The organism is Burkholderia sp. HI4860 (assembly GCF_002223045.2).
In the GTDB taxonomy this organism is placed as follows: domain Bacteria; phylum Pseudomonadota; class Gammaproteobacteria; order Burkholderiales; family Burkholderiaceae; genus Burkholderia.
Genome location: NZ_NKFO02000001.1, coordinates 1,156,634 through 1,176,328 on the forward strand (window position 1 = coordinate 1,156,634; position 19,695 = coordinate 1,176,328).

20 protein-coding genes are annotated in these 19,695 nt (G+C 67.4%); 8 read left to right on the forward strand and 12 right to left on the reverse strand.

Annotated elements, in window-relative coordinates; translation table 11 throughout:
• Positions 1-293: 293 nt before the first annotated feature.
• Positions 294-926, reverse strand: coding sequence for a TetR family transcriptional regulator (locus CFB34_RS05235; protein ID WP_242808569.1), 633 nt, complete (start codon positions 924-926; stop codon positions 294-296).
• A 93-nt stretch (positions 927-1,019) separates the two neighbouring features.
• Between CFB34_RS05235 and CFB34_RS05240 the strand changes: the two genes are divergently transcribed.
• A complete protein-coding gene (locus CFB34_RS05240) occupies positions 1,020-1,685 on the forward strand; it encodes an O-methyltransferase (protein ID WP_089441504.1) in 666 nt (221 codons plus the stop codon).
• Between the two features lie 120 nt (positions 1,686-1,805).
• Here CFB34_RS05240 and CFB34_RS05245 read toward each other — a convergent pair whose 3' ends face one another.
• The 5 genes from CFB34_RS05245 to CFB34_RS05265 form a co-directional block, all read right to left on the reverse strand.
• Positions 1,806-2,342 (reverse strand): DUF3455 domain-containing protein, encoded by a 537-nt coding sequence (locus CFB34_RS05245; RefSeq protein ID WP_089441505.1) that lies wholly within the window; start codon positions 2,340-2,342, stop codon positions 1,806-1,808.
• A 284-nt stretch (positions 2,343-2,626) separates the two neighbouring features.
• Positions 2,627-3,742: an alkene reductase gene (locus CFB34_RS05250; RefSeq protein WP_089441506.1), complete on the reverse strand. Its 1,116-nt coding sequence runs from the start codon at positions 3,740-3,742 to the stop codon at positions 2,627-2,629.
• Between the two features lie 71 nt (positions 3,743-3,813).
• On the reverse strand, positions 3,814-4,620 hold the full coding sequence (gene dkgB, locus CFB34_RS05255; protein WP_089441507.1) for a 2,5-didehydrogluconate reductase DkgB: 807 nt from the start codon (positions 4,618-4,620) through the stop codon (positions 3,814-3,816).
• A 133-nt stretch (positions 4,621-4,753) separates the two neighbouring features.
• Entirely contained in the window at positions 4,754-5,713 is a 960-nt protein-coding gene (locus CFB34_RS05260; RefSeq protein WP_089441508.1) for an LLM class oxidoreductase, read from the reverse strand.
• 13 nt (positions 5,714-5,726) lie between these two features.
• A complete protein-coding gene (locus tag CFB34_RS05265; RefSeq protein ID WP_089441509.1) occupies positions 5,727-6,929 on the reverse strand; it encodes an MFS transporter in 1,203 nt (400 codons plus the stop codon).
• A gap of 111 nt (positions 6,930-7,040) precedes the next feature.
• Here CFB34_RS05265 and CFB34_RS05270 point away from each other — a divergent pair, with 111 nt between their 5' ends.
• The gene (locus CFB34_RS05270; protein ID WP_089441510.1) at positions 7,041-7,982 is read left to right on the forward strand and encodes a LysR family transcriptional regulator; all 942 of its coding nucleotides are present in this window, start codon (positions 7,041-7,043) and stop codon (positions 7,980-7,982) included.
• 90 nt (positions 7,983-8,072) lie between these two features.
• On the opposite strand, the gene zwf is transcribed toward CFB34_RS05270, so the two are convergent.
• Positions 8,073-9,548 (reverse strand): glucose-6-phosphate dehydrogenase, encoded by a 1,476-nt coding sequence (zwf, locus tag CFB34_RS05275; protein WP_089441511.1) that lies wholly within the window; start codon positions 9,546-9,548, stop codon positions 8,073-8,075.
• Positions 9,549-9,830: 282 nt separating this feature from the next.
• On the reverse strand, positions 9,831-10,451 hold the full coding sequence (locus CFB34_RS05280) for an NAD(P)H-dependent oxidoreductase (RefSeq protein ID WP_089441512.1): 621 nt from the start codon (positions 10,449-10,451) through the stop codon (positions 9,831-9,833).
• 144 nt (positions 10,452-10,595) lie between these two features.
• On the opposite strand from CFB34_RS05280, the gene CFB34_RS05285 reads away from it, so the two are divergent.
• Entirely contained in the window at positions 10,596-10,997 is a 402-nt protein-coding gene (locus tag CFB34_RS05285) for a helix-turn-helix domain-containing protein (protein WP_218828645.1), read from the forward strand.
• 35 nt (positions 10,998-11,032) lie between these two features.
• Here CFB34_RS05285 and CFB34_RS05290 read toward each other — a convergent pair whose 3' ends face one another.
• From CFB34_RS05290 to CFB34_RS05305, 4 genes are all read right to left on the reverse strand, one after another.
• The gene (locus tag CFB34_RS05290) at positions 11,033-11,611 is read right to left on the reverse strand and encodes a peroxidase-related enzyme (protein WP_089441514.1); all 579 of its coding nucleotides are present in this window, start codon (positions 11,609-11,611) and stop codon (positions 11,033-11,035) included.
• Between the two features lie 85 nt (positions 11,612-11,696).
• Positions 11,697-12,680, reverse strand: a complete 984-nt coding sequence (locus tag CFB34_RS05295; RefSeq protein ID WP_089441515.1) for an MDR family oxidoreductase — start codon at positions 12,678-12,680, stop codon at positions 11,697-11,699.
• A 45-nt stretch (positions 12,681-12,725) separates the two neighbouring features.
• Entirely contained in the window at positions 12,726-13,364 is a 639-nt protein-coding gene (locus CFB34_RS05300; protein WP_089441516.1) for a TetR/AcrR family transcriptional regulator, read from the reverse strand.
• Between the two features lie 187 nt (positions 13,365-13,551).
• Positions 13,552-14,262, reverse strand: a complete 711-nt coding sequence (locus CFB34_RS05305; RefSeq protein ID WP_046548623.1) for an IclR family transcriptional regulator — start codon at positions 14,260-14,262, stop codon at positions 13,552-13,554.
• A 165-nt stretch (positions 14,263-14,427) separates the two neighbouring features.
• On the opposite strand from CFB34_RS05305, the gene CFB34_RS05310 reads away from it, so the two are divergent.
• From CFB34_RS05310 to CFB34_RS05330, 5 genes are all read left to right on the forward strand, one after another.
• Complete coding sequence (locus CFB34_RS05310) at positions 14,428-15,126, forward strand: diguanylate cyclase (RefSeq protein WP_039349976.1); 699 nt, start codon at positions 14,428-14,430, stop codon at positions 15,124-15,126.
• Entirely contained in the window at positions 15,126-16,073 is a 948-nt protein-coding gene (locus CFB34_RS05315) for an NAD(P)-dependent oxidoreductase (RefSeq protein WP_089441517.1), read from the forward strand. The genes CFB34_RS05310 and CFB34_RS05315 overlap by 1 nt, the downstream gene beginning before the upstream one ends.
• Before the next feature lie 21 nt (positions 16,074-16,094).
• On the forward strand, positions 16,095-17,024 hold the full coding sequence (locus CFB34_RS05320) for an SMP-30/gluconolactonase/LRE family protein (RefSeq protein WP_089441518.1): 930 nt from the start codon (positions 16,095-16,097) through the stop codon (positions 17,022-17,024).
• Between the two features lie 86 nt (positions 17,025-17,110).
• The gene (locus CFB34_RS05325; protein WP_089441519.1) at positions 17,111-18,490 is read left to right on the forward strand and encodes an MFS transporter; all 1,380 of its coding nucleotides are present in this window, start codon (positions 17,111-17,113) and stop codon (positions 18,488-18,490) included.
• Between the two features lie 46 nt (positions 18,491-18,536).
• On the forward strand, positions 18,537-19,688 hold the full coding sequence (locus CFB34_RS05330; protein ID WP_089441520.1) for a porin: 1,152 nt from the start codon (positions 18,537-18,539) through the stop codon (positions 19,686-19,688).
• The last annotated feature ends 7 nt before the right edge of the window (positions 19,689-19,695 follow it).

Genomic DNA, 19,695 nt, shown 5'->3' on the forward strand with positions numbered 1-19,695 from the left:
TTGGGGGAAGAGCATGCAGCGCATGTCTCAGCGCTTATATCGGCGTGCAACGGGGCTCCGTCGCGTCGACACACGTGTATACGCCTAGTTCGAATCCGTTAAGGCGATTATTTGAATGCAGGGTCGACGGGCAAAGGGGAAGCGGGGGATGCATCGAAAATTACAAATATCTTTCATGGTGGCCGGGCAGGCCGGCGGAAGCAGGGGCTGGTGACGGGATCCGCCGCCGCGCGCAACCTGCATTCGGACGATGGCGCTGTCGCGCCGAGGCGATTTTCGTCGTCGCCCCGGCCTCAATTGTGCGCGAGATGGTCGAGATAGGCGCGGAACATGTCGGCCATCGCGTTCGAATACGCGTCGATTTCATCGGGCGAGCGCTCGCTTTCCGAAAACGCCTTGCCGGCCGCGGTGAGCGTGGTGACGATCAGGTCGCAGGCCAGTTCGCGCGTGGCGTCCGGTGCATCGGGCAGCGCCTCGCGCATGAACGCCTGGAAGATGCGGTTGCCGGCCGCCTTCGCTTCGTGCGCCTCCGGTGCGTTGCGATAGAGCGGCGCGGCGTCGTCGAGTGCGATGCGCATCCGCGCCTCGTCGCATTCCGAACGGATGAATGCGTGAACGGCCGTGCGCAGCCGCTCGGGCGGCGTGCGGTTCACGTCCTCCAGCATCCCGCGCAGCATCTCGGCCGTCTGCCGCCACTCGTCATGCTGCAGCCGGAACAGCACGGCCGCCTTGTTCGGGAAGTACTGATACAGCGAGCCGACGCTCACGCCGGCGCGCTCGGCGACGCGCGCCATCGTGAAGCGCTGCGCGCCTTCGGTCGCCAAAACCTGAACAGCGGCCTGGAGGACGGCCTCGACGAGCTGGGTCGAGCGAGCCTGCCGAGGCTGTTTGCGCGTGGCAATCCGGGCGTTCGAGCGGTCGGTCATGCGTGGCTGGCCAATGCGAATAGTAAAACCTGAATAGTTCGTCATATTCTAGCCAGGTGCACCGACGCACTCAACCTGAACCCGGAGAGTCGCATGACCACCCTGACGCTCGACCCGCTGGCCTCGCTGCTGGCACGCCTGTTCGACGAAGCCGACGCCTCGTCGCCCACGACGAGCCCGGACTTCGCCAGCCTGTCGCGCGACGAGCAGGCGCGGCTGATGCGCAGCAAGACCGACTACACCGATTTGTATGCGCGCCTGAAGGACTATCCGCTCGCGGTGTCGCGCGAGACCGGCACGCTGCTGTACATGCTTGCGCGCAGCGGCGGCGCGAGGGCTATCGTCGAATTCGGCACGTCGTTCGGCATTTCGACGCTGCACCTCGCGGCCGCGCTGCGCGACAACGGCGGCGGCCGGTTGATCACCAGCGAATTCGAGCCGTCGAAGGTCGTGCGCGCGCGGGCGAACCTGGCGGCGGCCGGGCTGGCCGATCTCGTGGAGATTCGCGAGGGCGATGCGCTGCGCACGCTGGCCGCCGATCTGCCGGATTCGGTCGACCTGCTGCTGCTCGACGGTGCGAAGGCGTTGTATCCCGAGGTGCTTGCTCTCGTCGAGCAGCGGTTGCGGCCCGGCGCGTTCGTCGTTGCCGACAATGCCGATTTCAGCCCCGACTATCTCGCTTACGTGCGCGCGCCGGAGAACGGTTATTTGTCGGTGCCGTTCGGTGGCGATGTCGAGTTGTCGATGCGGATCGGCTGAGCTTCACGGACCCTGCACGACGGCAGGTATCCGTGCATCAAGAATAGGATGACTGATCAATGTGATGCGAGAGAACGCCGCCGTCGCGACGGCACCTGTCGCTTCGGGCGCCGTCGCGCGTTACTTCAGGAACACGTAGCGTGCGAAATACGGAAAGCGGCCGACCGCATGCTCGGTCGAACACGCTGCATCCGGCGGCATGCCGCCCGCGGTATCGAGCCGCTGCACGAAGCGCACGCCGGCGAGCGTGCCGGCCGTGGCCTTCGCGTCCGTTGCGGCCGGCGTCGCGGCGAGCAGGAGTTGCGGAATGCTGCTGGCGCGCGCGCTCGGCGCTTCCGCGAGTTTCTTGCCGGTGATGCGGCTGCCGTCGAGCGCCTCCCATGACGGCCCCGTGCCGTGACGGACGACGAGCGTGCCGCTCGCGTCGAACAGCATCGCTTCCGGGTGCTGGAACACCCACGCGAGCTTGTGTCCGGCATCGTAGTCGCACGTGTAGACCTGTAGACCAGCCGCGGTCGTCGACAGCACGGGCGTGGCCGGCTGGGGCGGCGCGAGGCCGGCGGCGTCGTCGGCGCGGGCGGACGGCGCGCAGAAGGCGAGTGCAACGCAGGCCGCGGCGGCCGGCAGCATGGGGCGTTTCGGGAAGCGGCTTCGCATGGCGAGGCATCCTTTCGGGGCGGGTGACGGGTATTCGTCGACGAACCCGTCAACGCTAGACGCTAATTGCACCGGCTGCAATGCGCAAATGGCAATCGTGCCGATAGCCGTTGCGATTGCGCGTGGCCCGGGATGCGCGACCGTGGGTTGACGCGGCCGCGCCTGCCCGATTCAACCTCAAACCGGGCCAGCCGGCGTCGGTGCCTGCGCGGCCGCGAACGGCAGGATCGCGGCGAGCGCGAGCCGGCCAAGCGTTGCTTTCATGTGTGGCCCCAGCGGATGGGTCAGGCCGCGGCCTGGGCCAGCGTCGGATAGTCGGTCAGCCCGCGCTCGCCGCCGCCGAACAGCGTGTGGCGGTCGTGCGGTGTGAGCGCGGCACCCGTGCGCAGCCGCTCGGGCAGGTCGGGGTTCGCGACGAACGGGCGGCCGAACGCGACGAGGTCGGCCCAGCCGGCGGCGATCGCTTCGCGTGCGCGCTCGGCGGTGTACGCGCCGGCATAGATCAGCACGCCCGGGAATGCGGCGCGCAGTTGCCGCTTGAATTCGACCGGCATCAACGGTGCGTCGTCCCAGTCGGCTTCCGCGATGTGCAGGTAGCCGACGCCGAGTTCGCCGAGCAGCTTTGCAGCGGCGAGGTAGGTCGTTTCCGGATCGTCGTCGACGCAGCCGTTCAGCGTCGTCAGCGGCGCGAGGCGGATGCCGACGCGCGACGCGTCGCCCGTGCCTTCGATCAGCGCCTGCGTGACTTCGCGCAGGAAGCGCAGCCGGTTTTCGAGCGAACCGCCGTACGCGTCGGTGCGCGTGTTGGCATTCGAGTCGATGAACTGGTTCACGAGATAGCCGTTCGCGCCGTGCAGCTCGACACCGTCGAAGCCGGCCTCGATCGCGTGGCGCGCGGCGGCGCGGTATTGATCGACGATCTCGCGGATCTCGTCGATCGTCAGCGCGCGCGGCTCGGACGCCTGCACGAAACCCGGCGTGCTGCCGTCCTCACCCGCGATGAACACGTTCACGCCTTTCGCCTGAAGCGGCGACGACGACACCGGCTGCCGGCCACCGAGCAGGCTCGTGTGGCTCAGCCGGCCGACGTGCCACAGCTGCGCGAAGATCCGGCCGTGCGCGGCATGCACGGCGTCCGTCACTTTGCGCCAGCCGGCGACTTGCGACGGCGTGTGAATGCCGGGCGTCCATGCGTAGCCCTTGCCGAGCGGCGCGATATAGGTGCCTTCGCTGACGATCAGGCCCGCGCTCGCGCGCTGCGCGTAATACGCGGCCATCAGTTCGTTGGCTTCGTCGCCGGGCTGGCTCGCGCGCGAGCGCGTCATCGGCGGCATCACGATGCGGTTCGGCAGCGTCAGCGCGCCGAGTCGCAGCGGTTGGAAAAGCGGGTCCTGGGTCATGGTGCTGATGTCCTGTGGGTGCCGCGGCCTTCGGGCCGCGGTGAATCGAATGTGAGTGGCGGGTGGCGTGTTCAGTCCCACGTCGGCGCGAGGCCGGCCGGGTCGACTTCGCGGCCGTTGCGTTCGAGCGCGGCGATTTGCGCCATGTCTTCGTCGGTCAGGCGCAGCGTCTGCGCGAGCAGGTTGCTCGCGAGGTTCTCGCGTTTCGTCGACGACGGGATCACCGAGTAGCCGAGCTGCAACGCCCACGCGAGCGCGACCTGGGCGGGCGTCGCGTCGTGACGCTGCGCGATCGCGCCGATCACCGGATCGCCGAGCACCTTGCCGTACGCGAGCGTCATGTACGACGTCACGTGGATGCCTTCGGCGTTCAGGAATTCGACGAGCTTGCGGTTCTGCAGGTACGGGCTCAGCTCGATCTGGTTCGTCGCGATCGCGTCCTTGCCGACGGCCGCGATCGCTTCCTTCGTCAGGGCGATGTTGAAGTTCGAGATGCCGATCCGGCGCGTGAGGCCCTGCGCCTTCGCATCGGCGAGCGCGGCCATGAACGTGTCGAGCGCGACGCCGTTGTCGGGGGCCGGCCAGTGGATCAGCGTCAGGTCGACATGGTCGGTGCGCAGCTTGCGCAGGCTTTCCTCGAGGCTAGGCACGAGCTTGTCCGGCGCGTAGTTGTCGACCCAGATCTTGGTCGTGAGGAACAGGTCGTCGCGGTGCACGCCCGACGCGGCGATCGCTTCGCCGACTTCGGCTTCATTGCCGTAGATCTGCGCGGTGTCGATCGCGCGGTAGCCGACTTCGAGGCCGTTGCGCACCGAGTCGATGACCGTCTGGCCTTGCAGGCGGAACGTACCGAGGCCGAAGGCGGGAATCTTGCTCATCAGGTGCTCCTGGGAAAGTGGAACGGGTTTGCCATGGAAGTCATTCTGGCGTGTTGGATTGGTGAGATAAACGCCGTTGCCGGTCAAAAATATTTGATCTGAAATCAAGTATCGGGAGTGGATTCCGCCGGTGTCATGCAGCGCGCGTCCGTGCGTTTTCATTCGCGTGGAACACCGGCAGCACCTCTGCCGCGATCTCGGCCATCGTCTCGTCGAGCGGACGCTGGTTGCGGCGGAAATGCAGGCCGATGTGCTGCACGCCCGCGTCGCGCATGGCCGCCAGCTCCCCGATGAGCGCGAGACGCCCCGCGCGGGCGCCGAAGCGGTGACGCTGCAGCGGCGCGTGCGGGTCGTCCGCGAGGTCGAGGTGGATGAAGCTCACGTACGGCTTGTCGCCGGCCACCGCGCGCCAGTTCGCGGCGCGCTGCCGGTGGTCGTCCGGCGTGCCGGGATACGCGAGGCAGCCGTCCATGTGTTCGCCGATCCACGCGGGCGTTTGCTGCGCGAGACCCGCGACGAGCAGCGGCAGCGGCGCACGGGCGGCGGGCAGCACGTCGAGGCCGGGCGGCAGGTGCCCGCGCGCGCCGTCGCGCAGCAGCGCGATCTGGTCGCGGAAATTCGCGCCGCGTGATGCGAAGTCGCGGCCGAACAGCGGATATTCGACCGGCCGGTCGCCGCTGGCGACGCCGAGCAGCAGGCGGCCGCCGCTCAGTTCCTGGATCGACGCGGCCGATTTCAGCGTGAGCAGCGGCTCGCGCAGCGGCAGCACGACGGCCGCCGTGCCGAGCAGGATGTCGTTCGTGATGCCGGCGAGGTAGCCGAGATACGAGAAGGTTTCGAACACCTGCGCGGCGTCGCCGAACGCGGGGTCGTACACCGGCACGTCGCGCACCCAGAGCGCACGGAAGCCGAGCCTGTCGGCCCGTTGTGCGAGCGTCGCGTGGCGCGCGAGGTCGGGGACGCCGGGGTAGCGACGGTCGTGCTGGCGCTTCGCGTTGCCGGCCGGCGACCAGTCGTTGTCGAGCGGCAGTTCGAGGCCGATGCTGAAGCTGCCGTCTGCGAGTGTGTCGAGTGCCGTGAGTGAAGTGGACATGGTCGGGCTCCGTTCAGTGCGCGAGCTGGACGGGTTCCGCCGTACGTTCCGGCAGGCCTGCGCTGCGGTCGAGGCGACCGCTCAGGGCGGTGAGCGCGAAGGCGCCGAGCGTGACGGCTGCCGCGATCCACGGCGTGTGGCCGAGGCCGGCGTGCGCGACGATCACGCCGCCGAGTGCCGAGCCGCCCGCGACGCCCAGGTTGAACGCGGCGATGTTGAAGCCGGATGCGACGTCGGTGGCGTCGGGCGCGAAGTGCCGTGCCTGCTTCACGACGTACACCTGCAGGCCCGGCACGTTGCCGAACGCCACCGCACCCCACGCGAGCATCGTCAGCACGGCGAGCCATTTGACGTGGATCGTGAAGGTGAGCGCGAGCAGTACGATCGCGAGCAGCAGGAAGATCCGCTTGAGCGCCTTCACGGGGCCGACGGCGTCCGCGAGCTTGCCGCCCCACACGTTGCCGAACGCGACCGACACGCCGTAGCCGACGAGCACGAGGCTGACCTGCGACGGCGTGAAGCCGGCGATCTGCTCGAGCAGCGGCGCCATGTACGTGAACGCGATCAGCGAGCCGCCGTAGCCGACGGCCGTCATCGCGTAGACCAGCAGCAGGCGCGGCTGCGCGAGCACGCGGAACTGGCGGGCGAGCGGCGCGGGCGCCGTTTGTGGCAAGCCGCGCGGCACGAAGGCCACCGCGCCGACGAACGCGACGAGGCCGAACAGCGCGACGACCAGGAACGTCGCGCGCCAGCCGAAGTGCTGGCCGATGAAGGTGCCGAGCGGAATGCCGGCGACGAACGCGACGGTCATCCCGCTGAACATCGTCGCGATCGCGCTGGCGGCCTTCTCCTTTGGCACGAGCGTGGTCGCGATGATCGAGCCGACCGAGAAGAACACGCCGTGCGCGAGGCCGGTGAGGATGCGCGCGACGATCAGCGATTCGTAGCCGGGCGCCTGCCAGGCCACGAGGTTGCCGACGGTGAACAGCGCCATCAGCGCGGCGAGCAGCGTCTTGCGCGGCACGCGGCCGGTGAGCGCGGTGAGAAGCGGCGCGCCGATCGCGACACTCAGGGCGTAAAGGCTGACGAGCAGGCCGGCGGACGGCAGGCTGACGCCGAGGTCGGCGCCGATCGTCGGGATCAGCCCGACGATCACGAATTCGGTGGTACCGATGGCAAATGCGCTGAGGGTCAGCGCAAGCAGGGCGAGTGGCATGACGGGTGCTCCAGGGTCCGGTGAGGATGGAGCGCAGTGTGCCGACTTTACTTTTGCTGAAAAACAGGTCTATAAACCAAATTGTTTTGATTTGAAATCAAGAATGCAGCGATGAAGATTACGCTCGACGAACTCCAGGCCTTTGCCGCCGTGGTCGATTCCGGTTCGATCACGGCAGCCGCGCAGCAGCTCGATCTCACGGTGTCGGCGACGAGCCGCACGCTCGGGCGGCTCGAGGAGAAGCTGAAGACCACGCTGCTGCGCCGGACCACGCGCCGGCTCGAGCTGACCGAGGAAGGGCGCGCGTTCCTGCAGGATGCGCGCGCGATCATCGAATCGGTCGAGACGGCGGAAGAGCAGATGCTCGCGCGGCGCGAGATGCCGTCGGGGCGGCTGCGCGTGGACGCGGCGACGCCGTTCATGCTGCACGTGATCGTGCCGCTCGTGCGCGGCTACCGAGAACGCTTCCCGAAAGTCGAGCTGGAGCTGAACAGCAACGAGGGCATCATCGACCTGCTGGAGCGGCGCACCGACGTCGCGTTCCGCATCGGCCGGCTGAAGGATTCGACGCTGCACAGCCGCCGCATCGGCGCCAGCCGGATCCGCATGCTCGCGAGCCCCGCATACGTGGCGGCGCACGGCCAGCCGCGCAAGGTGGAGGATCTCGACAAGCACACGCTGCTCGGCTTCACGCAGCCCGAATCGCTGAACGTGTGGCCGATCCTCGGTACCGACGGCGAGCCGTGTCGCATCGAGCCGGGCATCCGCTCGTCGAGCGGCGAGACGCTGCGGCAGCTTGCGCTCGATGGCGCGGGCGTCGTCTGCCTGTCGGATTTCATGACCGCGCAGGATCGCGAGGCGGGCCGGCTCGTGCAGGTGCTCGCGCGCCAGACGCTCGAGGTCGAGCAGCCGATCCACGCGGTGTACTACCGCAATACCGCGATTTCGTCGCGGATCGCGTCGTTCGTCGATTACCTGATCGAGGCGCTGGGCGGTAGCGGAAACGATGCACCGGGGCGGCGCAAGGCGGCGTCGTGGATGGAGCCGCGCTAGGCGGCGGCCGGGACAGCGGGGCGGGTTACACCCCGTGCGATTTGACGTGCGATCCGGCGTGCCGTACTCCGGCACGCCGTCGGGTGGCGATTACGCCTCTTCGGACCACGACATCCCGTCGCGCGCGAGCAGCGCCGACGAAGCCGCGGGCCCGAACGTGCCGGCCGTGTACAGGCGCGGTCGATCACCGAGCTGCTTCCAGCCGTCGAGGATCGGTTCGACCCACGACCACGCGGCTTCGAGCTCGTCGCGGCGCATGAAGTGCGTGAGGCGGCCGCGGATCACGTCGATCAGCAGACGCTCGTATGCTTCCGCGCGCCGCTCCGGAATCGCCTGCTGCAGGTCGAGGTTCAGGCTCACGGGCACCATGTTCATCCCGCTGCCCGGTTCTTTCGCGAGCATCTGCAGCTGGATCGACTCTTCCGGCTGGAGCTGGATCACGAGACGGTTGCTGTAGTGGCGCGGGCCGGTCGGGATGATCGAGAACGGCATGTCCGCGAACTCGATCACGATTTCCGACTGGCGGCGCTGCAGCCGCTTGCCGGTGCGCAGGAAGAACGGCACGTTCGCCCAGCGCCAGTTGTTGATGTGCGCGCGCAGCGCGACGAAGGTTTCCGCGCGGCTGTCCGCCGGCACGTTGTCTTCCTCGAGATAGCCCTTCACCGGCTGGCCGTCGACCGCGCCGGCCGTGTACTGGCCGCGCACCGTGTCGCGCGCGACATCGGCCACCGCCATCGGCCGCAGCGAGCGCAGCACTTTCAGCTTCTCGTCGCGCACCGCGTCCGGGTCGAGCGACACCGGCGGCTCCATCGCGACGATGCACAGCAGCTGCAGCAGGTGGTTCTGCACCATGTCGCGCAGCGCGCCGGTATGGTCGTAGAAGCCCGCGCGACTGCCGACCCCGACCGTCTCCGCCACCGTGATCTGCACGCTGCGGATGCTCGGCGCCTGCCACAGCGGCCCGAAGATCGGGTTGCCGAAGCGCAGCACCATCAGGTTCTGCACGGTTTCCTTGCCGAGATAGTGGTCGATCCGATAGATCTGCGATTCCTCGAAGTGCTTGCCGACCGCATCGTTGATCGCCTTCGCGGACGCGAGATCGTGGCCGAGCGGCTTTTCGAGGACGACGCGCGAGTGCTTGTCGACGAGATGCGCGGCCGACAGGTTGTCGCAGATGGTGGTGAACAGCTCCGGCGACGTCGACAGGTAGAACACGCGGATCGCATCGCCGCGCGCCGCTTCCGCGAGGCGCAGGTAGTCGTCCGGTGCGTTCACGTCGATCAGCACGTACTTGAACAGGTCGAGGAAACGGCTCCAGGCCGCGGGATCGAACGCCTTTTCGTCGATGAACGGGCGCGACTGCTCGTCCATGAACTTGCGATAGCCGTCGATGCCCCAGTCGCGGCGGCCGACCGCGATGATGCGCGTCTCGGGCGGAAGGTTGCAGTGCAGGTGTGCCATGTACAGCGCGGGCAACAGCTTGCGGGCGGCCAGGTCGCCGCCGCCGCCGAAGATGATCATGTCGACGGGCCGGTCGGCTCCGGTCTGGGTAGGCTGATTCGTCATGGGAGGTTCGCGGTTTGAAACAGGGAACGTGAAACGAACATCGGCGGCGTCGGGCGCCGGTACGGCAAAACCCTAATAGTGCACGCTTTTGATGGATTGCGTGTGTGTCCGTTGACTGTCGCGAAGCCGCCGGGCGGCGTATTGCCGCCGAAGGGACAGGAGTGAGCGCTGACATCGGGTTGGCTCGCCGGGAGCCGCCAGCGGCCGTTCGGCCCCGGCGCGTGAAGGCGGGCGTCGGCCGGCGCCGCCCGCGTGCTGCGATCGACGGGCGCGGCCGTCGTCTCAACCAGCCTGTTCCACCAGTGCCTGCACGTCCTGCCCGGCCTTCGCGATGGCCGCTTGCACCGCCTCGGCGCCCAATACGGTGCCTTCCACACGCACTTCGCGGATGTCGGTGATCCCGATGAACCCGAGCAGATGCTTCAGGTAGCCGGACTGGTAGTCGAACGGCGCATACGGGCCTTCCGAAAAGATGCCGCCGCTGGCGGTAACCAGATAGACCTGTTTGCCTTCCACCGTGCCGGCGACGCCGCCTTCGACATAGCGAAACGTGACTTGCGGCCAGATCACGCGGTCGAACCACGCGCGCAGTTGCGTGGACGGGCCGAAGTTGGTCATCGCGGAGCCGATCACGACGATGTCGGCGGCGCGCAGTTCATCGACCAGCGCTTGCGCCAGCTCGACGGCCTGCGCTTGCTCGGCGTTGCGCACCTCCGGCGGCAGCATGCGGCCGACGACGTAAGCATCGTCGATATGCGGCAGCGCATCGGTGGAGAGATCGCGCAAGGTCACGGTGCTGTGTGCGTCGCGCGCCGCGAGTTGCTGCGCGAGGTCGTGCGCAAAGCGCGTGGACAGGCTATCGGTGCTGCGGGGGCTGGAGGTGATCAGCAGGATGCGGCTCATGAGCGTTCCTTTCGAGATAAGATGAGAACCCGGTAACTTTTAGTGACTGAGTTACCGAAAAGCATGTGGAATGCTAGGGTTCGCGCCCGGGCCCCACAAGAACGCACAGGGTTGTGCCCCAGTTACATCGATGTTCCTGCCACCATGTCCCGACCCAGCGAAGACGACTGCCAGGCGACCCGCCAGATCCTCGATCGCATTGGCGACAAGTGGAGCCTCTACATCATCGCGACGCTGAACGACGGTTCGCGGCGCTTCAACGAGCTGAAACGCGAGATCGAAGGGATTTCGCAGCGCATGCTGACGCTGTCGCTGCGCGGGCTGGAGCGCGACGGGCTGGTCACGCGGACGGTGTTCCCGACGATTCCGCCGCGCGTCGACTACGCGCTCACGCCGCTCGGCGCAACGCTGCTGGAGCCCGTGATGGCGCTCGTCAGGTGGGCGGAGCAAAACAAGCAGCCGATCGCGCAAGCGCGCGAGCGTTTCGACGAGGCGGCCGATGCGGCGCCGACGCCGGGCGAGGGCGTCGTTTACCGCAGTCGATAGGGGCGCGGCCGCCGCGCCCCGAGCGTTGTGCGTGCTCAGCGCCCGAGCGCGTAGAACTCCGCATTCGGCCGCATGTTCGTCACGTTCGCGATGCGGTTGGACATCCCGAAGAAAGCCGAGATCGCCATGATGTCCCACGCGTCTTCTTCGACGAAGCCGTGCGACTCGAGCGCGTCGAAGTCCGCTTCGCCCACCTCATGCGCGGCCTGCGACACCTTCATCGCGAAGTCGAGCATCGCCTTCTGCCGCGCGGTGATGTCGGCCTTGCGGTAGTTGGTGGCGACCTGGTCGGCGATCAGCGGATCCTTCGCGCGAATGCGCAGGATCGCACCGTGCGCGATCACGCAGTACTGGCACTGGTTCGCGCTGCTGGTGGCCACGACGATCATCTCGCGCTCGGCCTTGCTCAGGTTGCCCGGCTTGTCCATCAGCGCGTCGTGGTACGCCATGAACGCGCGAAACTCGTCGGGACGATGCGCCAGCGTCAGGAATACGTTCGGGATGAAGCCGGACTTTTCCTGGACGGCTGTGATGCGCTCGCGAATGTCCTCGGGCAAGTCTTCGAGCGCGGGCACGGGAAAGCGGCTGATGGGTGCGGTGTTTGCGGCGGTCATGAGGTCTCCTGGATAACGTGGCGCGGGCGTACTCGACGCGCGAGCCGCCGTCCGATTGAAGCGGCGCGGGTGGTCGTCAGCGGCGTCACGCGTTGACGTCGACGACGATGCGGCCCCGCACCTTGCCGTCGATCAATTCCCCGGCAAGCGGGATGGCGTCGCCCAGGCCGACCTGGTGGCTGATCGCGCCCAGCTTCTCGACGTCGAGGTCGGATGCGAGCCGGCGCCACGCCTCCAGCCGCTCGGCGCGCGGGCACATCACGCTGTCGATCCCGACGAGCGTGACGCCGCGCAGGATGAACGGCGCGACGGTCGCGGGGAAATCCATGCCGGCGGCGAGGCCGCAGGCCGTCACGACGCCGCGGTAGCGCGTGGTCGCGCACACGTTGGCGAGCACATGGCTGCCCGCCACGTCGACCGCGCCGGCCCAGCGTTCCTTGCCGAGCGGCTTGCCGGGCTCGCTGAATTGCGACCGGTCGAGAATCTCCGACGCGCCGAGCTGCCGCAGGTAGTCGGCATCGGCGGGGCGGCCCGTTACCGCGACGACGCGGTATCCCAGCTTGGCGAGGATAGCGGTGGCGACGCTGCCCACCCCGCCTGCCGCGCCGGTCACCACGATCTCGCCGTCGTCCGGGCGCACGCCGTGTCGCTCCAGCGCCATCACGCACAGCATCGCGGTGTAGCCCGCCGTGCCGATGGCCATCGCCTGTTGCGGCGAAAAGGCGGACGGCAGCGGCACCAGCCAGTCTCCGTCGACGCGGGCCTTTTGCGCGAGGCCGCCCCAGTGCGTTTCGCCGACGCCCCAGCCGTTGAGTACGACCTGGTCGCCGGGGCGATAGTCCGGGTGCGTGCTCGCTTCGACTTCGCCGACCAGATCGATGCCCGGCACCATCGGGAACTTGCGGACCACCGGGCTCTTGCCGGTGATCGCCAGCCCGTCCTTGTAGTTCAGCGTCGAATAGCCGACGCGAATCGTCACGTTGCCGATGGGCAACTGCGCGTCGTCCAGCGTTTGCAGCCGCGCGTGCTGGCCGGTTTCGTCCTTGTCGATCACGATGCCTTGGAACATGCGTCCTCCTTTTTAGACCGATCGTCTAATAAATGGTAAAAAAATTCAGCGGCGAGGCAATCCATTGAAGAAAAACTGCGCGAACAGCACGAGCGGCCCGTCGCTGCGTTCGAGCTTCGCGCGCAGCACCGCGCCTTCCCAGCCGATCCAGAAGAACGCGGCCAGCTCGGCGGGGGCGGCCGAATCCGCCAGCTCGCCTGCCTGCTGCGCGGCGCGCAGGCATTCGGCCAGACGGCGCTGCCAGTCTTCGAACGTCGCACGCAGCCGTTCGCGGAAGCTTTCCGGCAGCGTGCCCATTTCCTGTCCGAGGTTGCCGATCAGGCAGCCGCGGCTGTATGCATGGCGGGCCATGCCGTCGCGGGCGTCGTCGACGAACGCGCGCACGCGCGCCAGCGGCGAGCGTTCCGGCTGGCTGAAATGGCGGTCGAGCTTGCGGGCGAAGAACTCGGCGTAGCGGTCGATCAGTTCGAGCCCGAACGCTTCCTTGCTGTCGAAGTAGTGATAGAAGGAGCCCTTCGGCACGCCGGCGCGCCCGAGGATCTCGTCGAGCCCGGTGGCGGAAAAGCCCTTTTCGGTGAGGATCTCGAGCCCGGTGCGCAACAGCATGTCACGCGTGGCGACGAGGTCGTCGTGCTGCTTGGGCGGCCTGCCGCGGCGGCGAGGCGGATCGATTCGAGCGTCCATGGCGGGATAATAGACCGTTCGTCTCAAAAATCAATGGCCCGTGTGCCGGGCCGGTCGGACGGGCCGCCGCGTCGGTGCTGCGCTGCAGGTGTCGCGCCCCGACCCGCGCGTGGCGTCGTGCGAACGTGTCCGCGGGCAGGCGACGAACGGCGCGTCCACCTGAACCCGGCCTTTGCCGAAGCGGCGATCAGCTGCCGTACATGTGCTCGCAGAGCGCGACACTTGCGCCCAGCTTCCGCGATAGATCGGCGGCGGCATCCAGCTGCGGTCGATCCAGCTCGCCCGACTCGTGCGCGACACTGAGGCGGGATGCGGGACCGGAAAGCGTCAGCGCCGCCATGAACTTGTCGCCGGCGCCGAAGACCGGCACCGCGAACGCTGCCGTGTGCACATCGCGCGCACCCGCGGTGAAGAGGGGCAGTGCCGGCGGCTTGTCATAGATCGGTTCGCCGAGTCCCCAGAAACGGATCACCTGGCTGATGGCCGTGTCATCGAGCGGCAGCATCGTCCCCGCGAGCCGCGTTTCACGCAGGCCTTCGGACGGCTCGGCCCGAAACAGGCAGAGCCGGTGCCCGCTGTCATGCACGTAGTACGATGCGCTTTCCTTCGTCAGCGCGGCCAGCGCATGCAGCGCCGGTTCGACCACCGTGGACAGGTGGAAGGACTGCTCGTACAGCTTGCCGAGGTACAGCACGCGGTGCCCAAGCGAATAGTTGCCGGACTGCGCGCGCACGACATAGCCCATTCGCTCCAGCGAGTTCATCAGCCGATAGACCGTCGTCTTGTGCATGCCGGATGCCTGCGACAGCGTCGCGAGCGATTGCGATTCGGCGCCGGGCTTGAAGCAGTCCAGTAGCGAAAGCGCCTTTTCCACGGCAACGACACCGTCGTTTCCCATTCCTTTTCTCCGGTCGACATTCACCCGGAATTGTACAGAGTAAAACGCTGGTTTACCACGTAAAAGGGTAAACGCCAGTGCCATGACGCGTCTCCTCTGGTTATATTGGTTTCACCATGTACACCAGTGTTGTACAGAGTACAACGCGCAACCTGAGGTCGAATCATGAGCAACCCCTCCGCCAGCCCTTCGCCGATCACCCGCGACATCGAACGCGTCTCGCCGGAACTCGTTCAGGCTGCCGCGCGCTACCAGGCCGCGATCCTGGCCGACGTCGCGGGCCGCCGCGGCACGGTGCATGGCCGCGTGCGGCCGTTGTCGCCGAAGATGAAGGTCGCCGGCCCGGCGGTCACGGTCGAAGTCCGCGCGGGCGACAACCTGGCGATCCATGCGGCGCTCGCCGTCGCGAAACCGGGCGACGTCGTCGTGGTCGACGGCAAGGGCGACATCTCGTGCGCGCTGCTCGGCGAAATCATGGCGGCGCAGGCGAAGGCGAGCGGCATCGCCGGCATCGTCATCGACGGCGCGGTGCGCGACGCGCACGAACTGGCCAACGGCGACTATCCGGTCTTCGCGGCCGGCCTCAATCCGTGCGGCCCGACCAAAAGCGTCGCGGGGCGCGTGAATGCGCCGATCTCGCTGGGCGGCACGGCAGTGAATCCGGGCGACCTGGTGGTCGGGGACGCCGACGGCGTCGTCGTCATTGCGCGCGCCGACGTCGCGCGTATCGTCGATCTGGCGCAGAAAAAGCTCGATTTCGAAACCGCGCGTATCGCAGCGATCCACAAGGGCGACCTTCGTCCGGGCTGGATCGAGAAGGAACTGCGCGCAGCCGGCATGCTGGCCGAAGGCGAGGCACTGTGATGCAGATCGCTTCGCACAAGCCCGTGGTCCTCGTGACCGCCGCCGACCTTGCGCCGCAAGCGCTCGAGATGCTCGCGCAGTTCGACGTCGTGTTCGCCGGCAAGCAACCGACCGAGGACGACATCGTGGCGCTCTGCGCCCAGCACAAGCCGGTCGCGATCATTGTCCGGTACGGCAAGGTCAACGGCCGCATCATGGACGCCGCCGAAAACCTGCAGGTGATTTCGAAGCACGGCAGCGGCATCGACGTGATCGATCAGGACGCAGCTGCCGCGCGCGGCATCGCGGTGCGCGCCGCGGTCGGCGCGAATGCGGCCGCCGTCGCCGAGCACGCGTGGGCGCTGCTGCTTGCGTGCGCGAAGTCGGTTCCGCAACTCGACATCCGCATGCGCGAAGGCCATTGGGACAAGTCGACGCACAAGTCCGTCGAACTCGACGGGCGCACGCTCGGCCTCGTCGGGCTCGGTGCGATCGGCCGGCGCGTGGCCGCGATCGGCACGGCGTTCGGCATGACGGTGCTCGCGTTCGATCCGTTCGCGAAGGAAGCGCCCGCCGGCGTGAAGCTCGTGCCGCTCGACACGCTGTACGCGGCGTCGGACGTCGTGTCGCTGCATTGTCCGTTGACGGCCGACAACCGCCGGATGCTCGACCGCGACACGCTCGCGCGTTTCAAGCGCGGGGCGATTCTCGTCAATACCGCGCGCGGCGGCCTGATCGACGAAGCCGCGCTGGCCGACGCGCTGGCGAGCGGCCACTTGCGTGCGGCCGGGCTCGACAGCTTCGACGTCGAGCCGATGACGGTGCCGCACCCGTTCCAGCAGATCCCCAACGTGATTCTGTCGCCGCATGTCGGCGGCGTGAGCGATGCCGCGTACGTGAACATGGGCAAGGGTGCGGCGGCCAACGTCCTCGCGGTGCTCGACGAACGCGCGCACAGCGCGGCTTGAACCCTGGACATCGAGGTACGCATGTTTTATCTGACGAACCCCGACGTGCGCGAAGCCGACGTGTTCACGCGCATGCCGGAGAAGTTTCGCAAGCCGGACGTCCGCACGGAATGGGCACGCGCGAATCGCGGCGGCATGGTCACCGATTCGTTTCTCGAAGGGCCGGTCTGGGATCCGGACGGCTATCTGTTCGTGACCGACATTCCGCACGGGCGCATCTTCCGCATTTCGCCGTCGGGCGACTGGGATCTCGTCGTCGAATACGACGGCGAGCCCAACGGAATGAAGCGCTTCGACGCAGCGCACCTGATCATCACCGACTACCGGAACGGCCTGATGCTGCTCGATATCGAGCGCGGTGAAATTTGCCCGTATCTCGAGCGCCGCAACACCGAGCGCTTCAAGGGCGTGAACGACCTGACGTTCGACTCGGCCGGCAACATTTATTTCACCGACCAGGGGCAGACCGGGCTGCACGATCCGACGGGCCGCGTGTATCGGCTCTCGCCCGACGGCAAACTCGACATGCTGCTCGGCACCTGCCCGAGCCCGAACGGGCTCGTGCTGTCGCGCGACGAGAAGGTGCTGTTCGTCGCGATGACGCGCGGCAACGCGGTGTTGCGCATGCCGCTGCAAGCCGACGGATCGGTCACCAAGGTCAGCCCGTTCTTCACGTCCTACGGGCCGAGCGGCCCCGACGGCCTCACCGTCGATCTCGAAGGCCGGCTGTTCGTCGCGAATCCGGGGCTCGGCCGCGTGTGGGTGCTCAACCACTGCGCGGAGCCCGTCGAGATCCTGACCGGGCCGAAAGGGGCGTCGCTCACGAGCGTGTGCTTCGGCGGCGCCGACATGAAGACGCTCTTCATCACCGAATCGACATCCGGTTCGGTCCTGAAAGCGGACATGAGCATTGCCGGCCCGCTGCCGAAACAGGCAGCGAAGAAGGACTGACACCCGCGAACCGGGAAGCCGCTTGCCGGTTTCCCGCCCGTATGCCGAAAGATCGCGCCGCCAGTCGCGCGACGAAGGAGACAAGCATGACCATTACGCACGCGCTGCGTGCCGGCGATGACGCACCGCGCGCCGACGCCTCGTCCGCGAAGCGCCTGGCCGGCGACGATTACGCGGCCAGCGAGCGCACGCTCGCGAAGGCGTTCCGGCGCATTCTGCCGTTCATCTTCGTCTGCTACGTGATCAGCTATCTCGACAGGACCAACGTCGGTTTTGCCGCGCTCACGATGAACCAGGATCTCGGTCTGACGGCGGAGCAATTCGGTGTCGGTGCCGGCCTGTTCTTCATCGGCTACTTCCTGTTCGAGATTCCGAGCAACCTGATCATGCAGAAGGTCGGCGCGCGCGTGTGGATCGCGAGAATCATGATCACGTGGGGCCTGTTCTCGATGGCGACGGCGTTCGTCGTCGGACCGAAAAGCTTTGCGGCGGCGCGCTTTCTGCTCGGGCTCGCCGAGGCGGGGTTCACGCCCGGCATCTACCTGTATTTCACGCACTGGTTCCCCGGCAAGTGGCGCGCGAAGGTGACGGCCGCCTTCCTCGTCGGCATCCCCGTCGCGAACATGATCGGCTCGCCGATTTCCGGTGCGTTGCTCGAACTGGGCGGCCTGCACGGGCTGCGCAGCTGGCAGTGGCTGCTGCTGATCGAAGGCGTCCCTGCGGTGATGCTCGGCATCGCGTGCCTGTTCGTGCTGGCCGACCGTCCCGAGAAAGCCGCGTGGCTCAGTGACGAAGAGAAGGCGTCGCTCGCGAAGCGCCTCGCGTTCGAGCAGCGCGACATCGGCGCGAAGCACGGCAGCAAACTGCGCGACGCCATGACGAACTGGCGCGTGTTCGTGCTCGCGTTCGTCAACTTCTGCGGGATCGTCGGCTCGCTCGGCGTCGGCTTGTGGATGCCGCAGATCATCAAGCAGTTCGGCGTCGAACACGCGGTGGTCGGCTGGCTGACGGCCATTCCGTATGCGATCGGCGCCGGTGCGATGCTCTGGTGGGCGCGTCTCGCCAACCGCGCGGCCCACCGCATTCCGTATGTCGCAGGCGCACTGGCTGTCGCCGCCGTGGCGTTGTGTGCGAGCGCCTTCATTCATGCGCCGGTTTTCAAGCTGATCGCACTGTGCGTCACGGTGAGCGGGGTCCTCGCGTTCCAGGCGACGTACTGGGCCATCCCGTCAGGATTCCTCACCGGCCGCGCCGCCGCGGGCGGGCTCGCGCTGATCGTGTCGGTCGGCAATCTCGGCGGCTTCGTCGGGCCGTCGCTGATCGGCGCGCTCAAGCAATTCTCCGGCGGCTTCACCGCGCCGCTCATCGCCGTGTCCGGCGTGCTGCTGCTCGGCGCGTTGACCATCGCTTGGCTCGGCGATCCGGGCTCGGGCGCCGGCGAAGCGCCTGTCGCCCGAGAGCCCTGAATTTTCCTTCGTCCGACCCGTCCATAAAAAACAGTTTGGAGACTCCATGTTGTCGAATCAGGCCAGCCGCAATACCCGCCCGACCTCCCGCTTCGTGCTCGGCGCCATCACCGTCGCGAGCGCGACCTCGTGGTGCGGTGCCGCCCAGGCAGAAAGCAGCGTCACGCTGTACGGCATTGCCGACGTCGGCATCGAGCACATCAACAACACGAGCACCGGCGGCGCGCAGACGCGCGAAGTGTCGGGCAATCTGTCCGGTTCGCGCTGGGGATTGAAGGGCGTCGAGGATCTCGGCGCCGGCATGAAGGCCATTTTCCAGCTGGAAGACGGCTTCAACATCAATGACGGCACGACCGCGCAGTCGACGAAAGGCCTCGGTTCGAATGCCGCCACGACGTCGCGGATTTTCGGCCGGCAGGCGTGGGTCGGGCTGGCGTACCGGGGCCAGCAGTTGACGTTCGGCCGCCAGAATGCGCTCTTCTACGAACAGGCCGTGGCCTTCGACCCGATGGGCGCGTCGTCGCGGTATTCGTTGCTGTCGCTCGACTACGCGGCGGCCGCGCGTATCGACAATTCGGCGAAGTACACCGGCGTGTTCGGTCCGCTCACGGCGCAGGCCATGTACAGCACCCGCTACGACACCGGGTACGGCGCCGAGGTGCCGGGCGCGCAACTCACCGGCCGCTTCTTCAGCGGGGCGTTGACGTTCGCGCAAGGGCCGCTCGCCGCGAGCGTGTCGTACGAGCAGCGCAACAGCAACACCGTCGCGACGAACACGGGCACCGAGCGACGCGCGACGGCCGCCGCGTCGTATGCGATCGGACCGGTGAAGGGATTCGCCGGTTATCGCTATCTTCAGGCGTCGAACGCGTTCCTGCCGGCGAACCCGATCCGTCTCGCGAACGGTTCCGAAGCCAGCGCCGCGAACCTGTACTGGGCCGGCGCGCAATACGCGGTGTCGCCGGCGTTCGTGGTCACGGCAACCGCCTACTACCAGGACGTGCATTCGACCAGCGCCGATCCGTGGCTTGCCGTGCTCTGTGCCGACTATCTGCTGTCGAAGCGCACCGATATCTATGCGACGGCCGGTTTCGCGCGCAACAAGGGCGGCTCCGCGCTCGGCGTGAACGGCTATGGCACGGTCGCGCCCGATCACAACCAGACGGGCGTGGTGATCGGCATGCGCCAGAAGTTCTGAGGCGCGT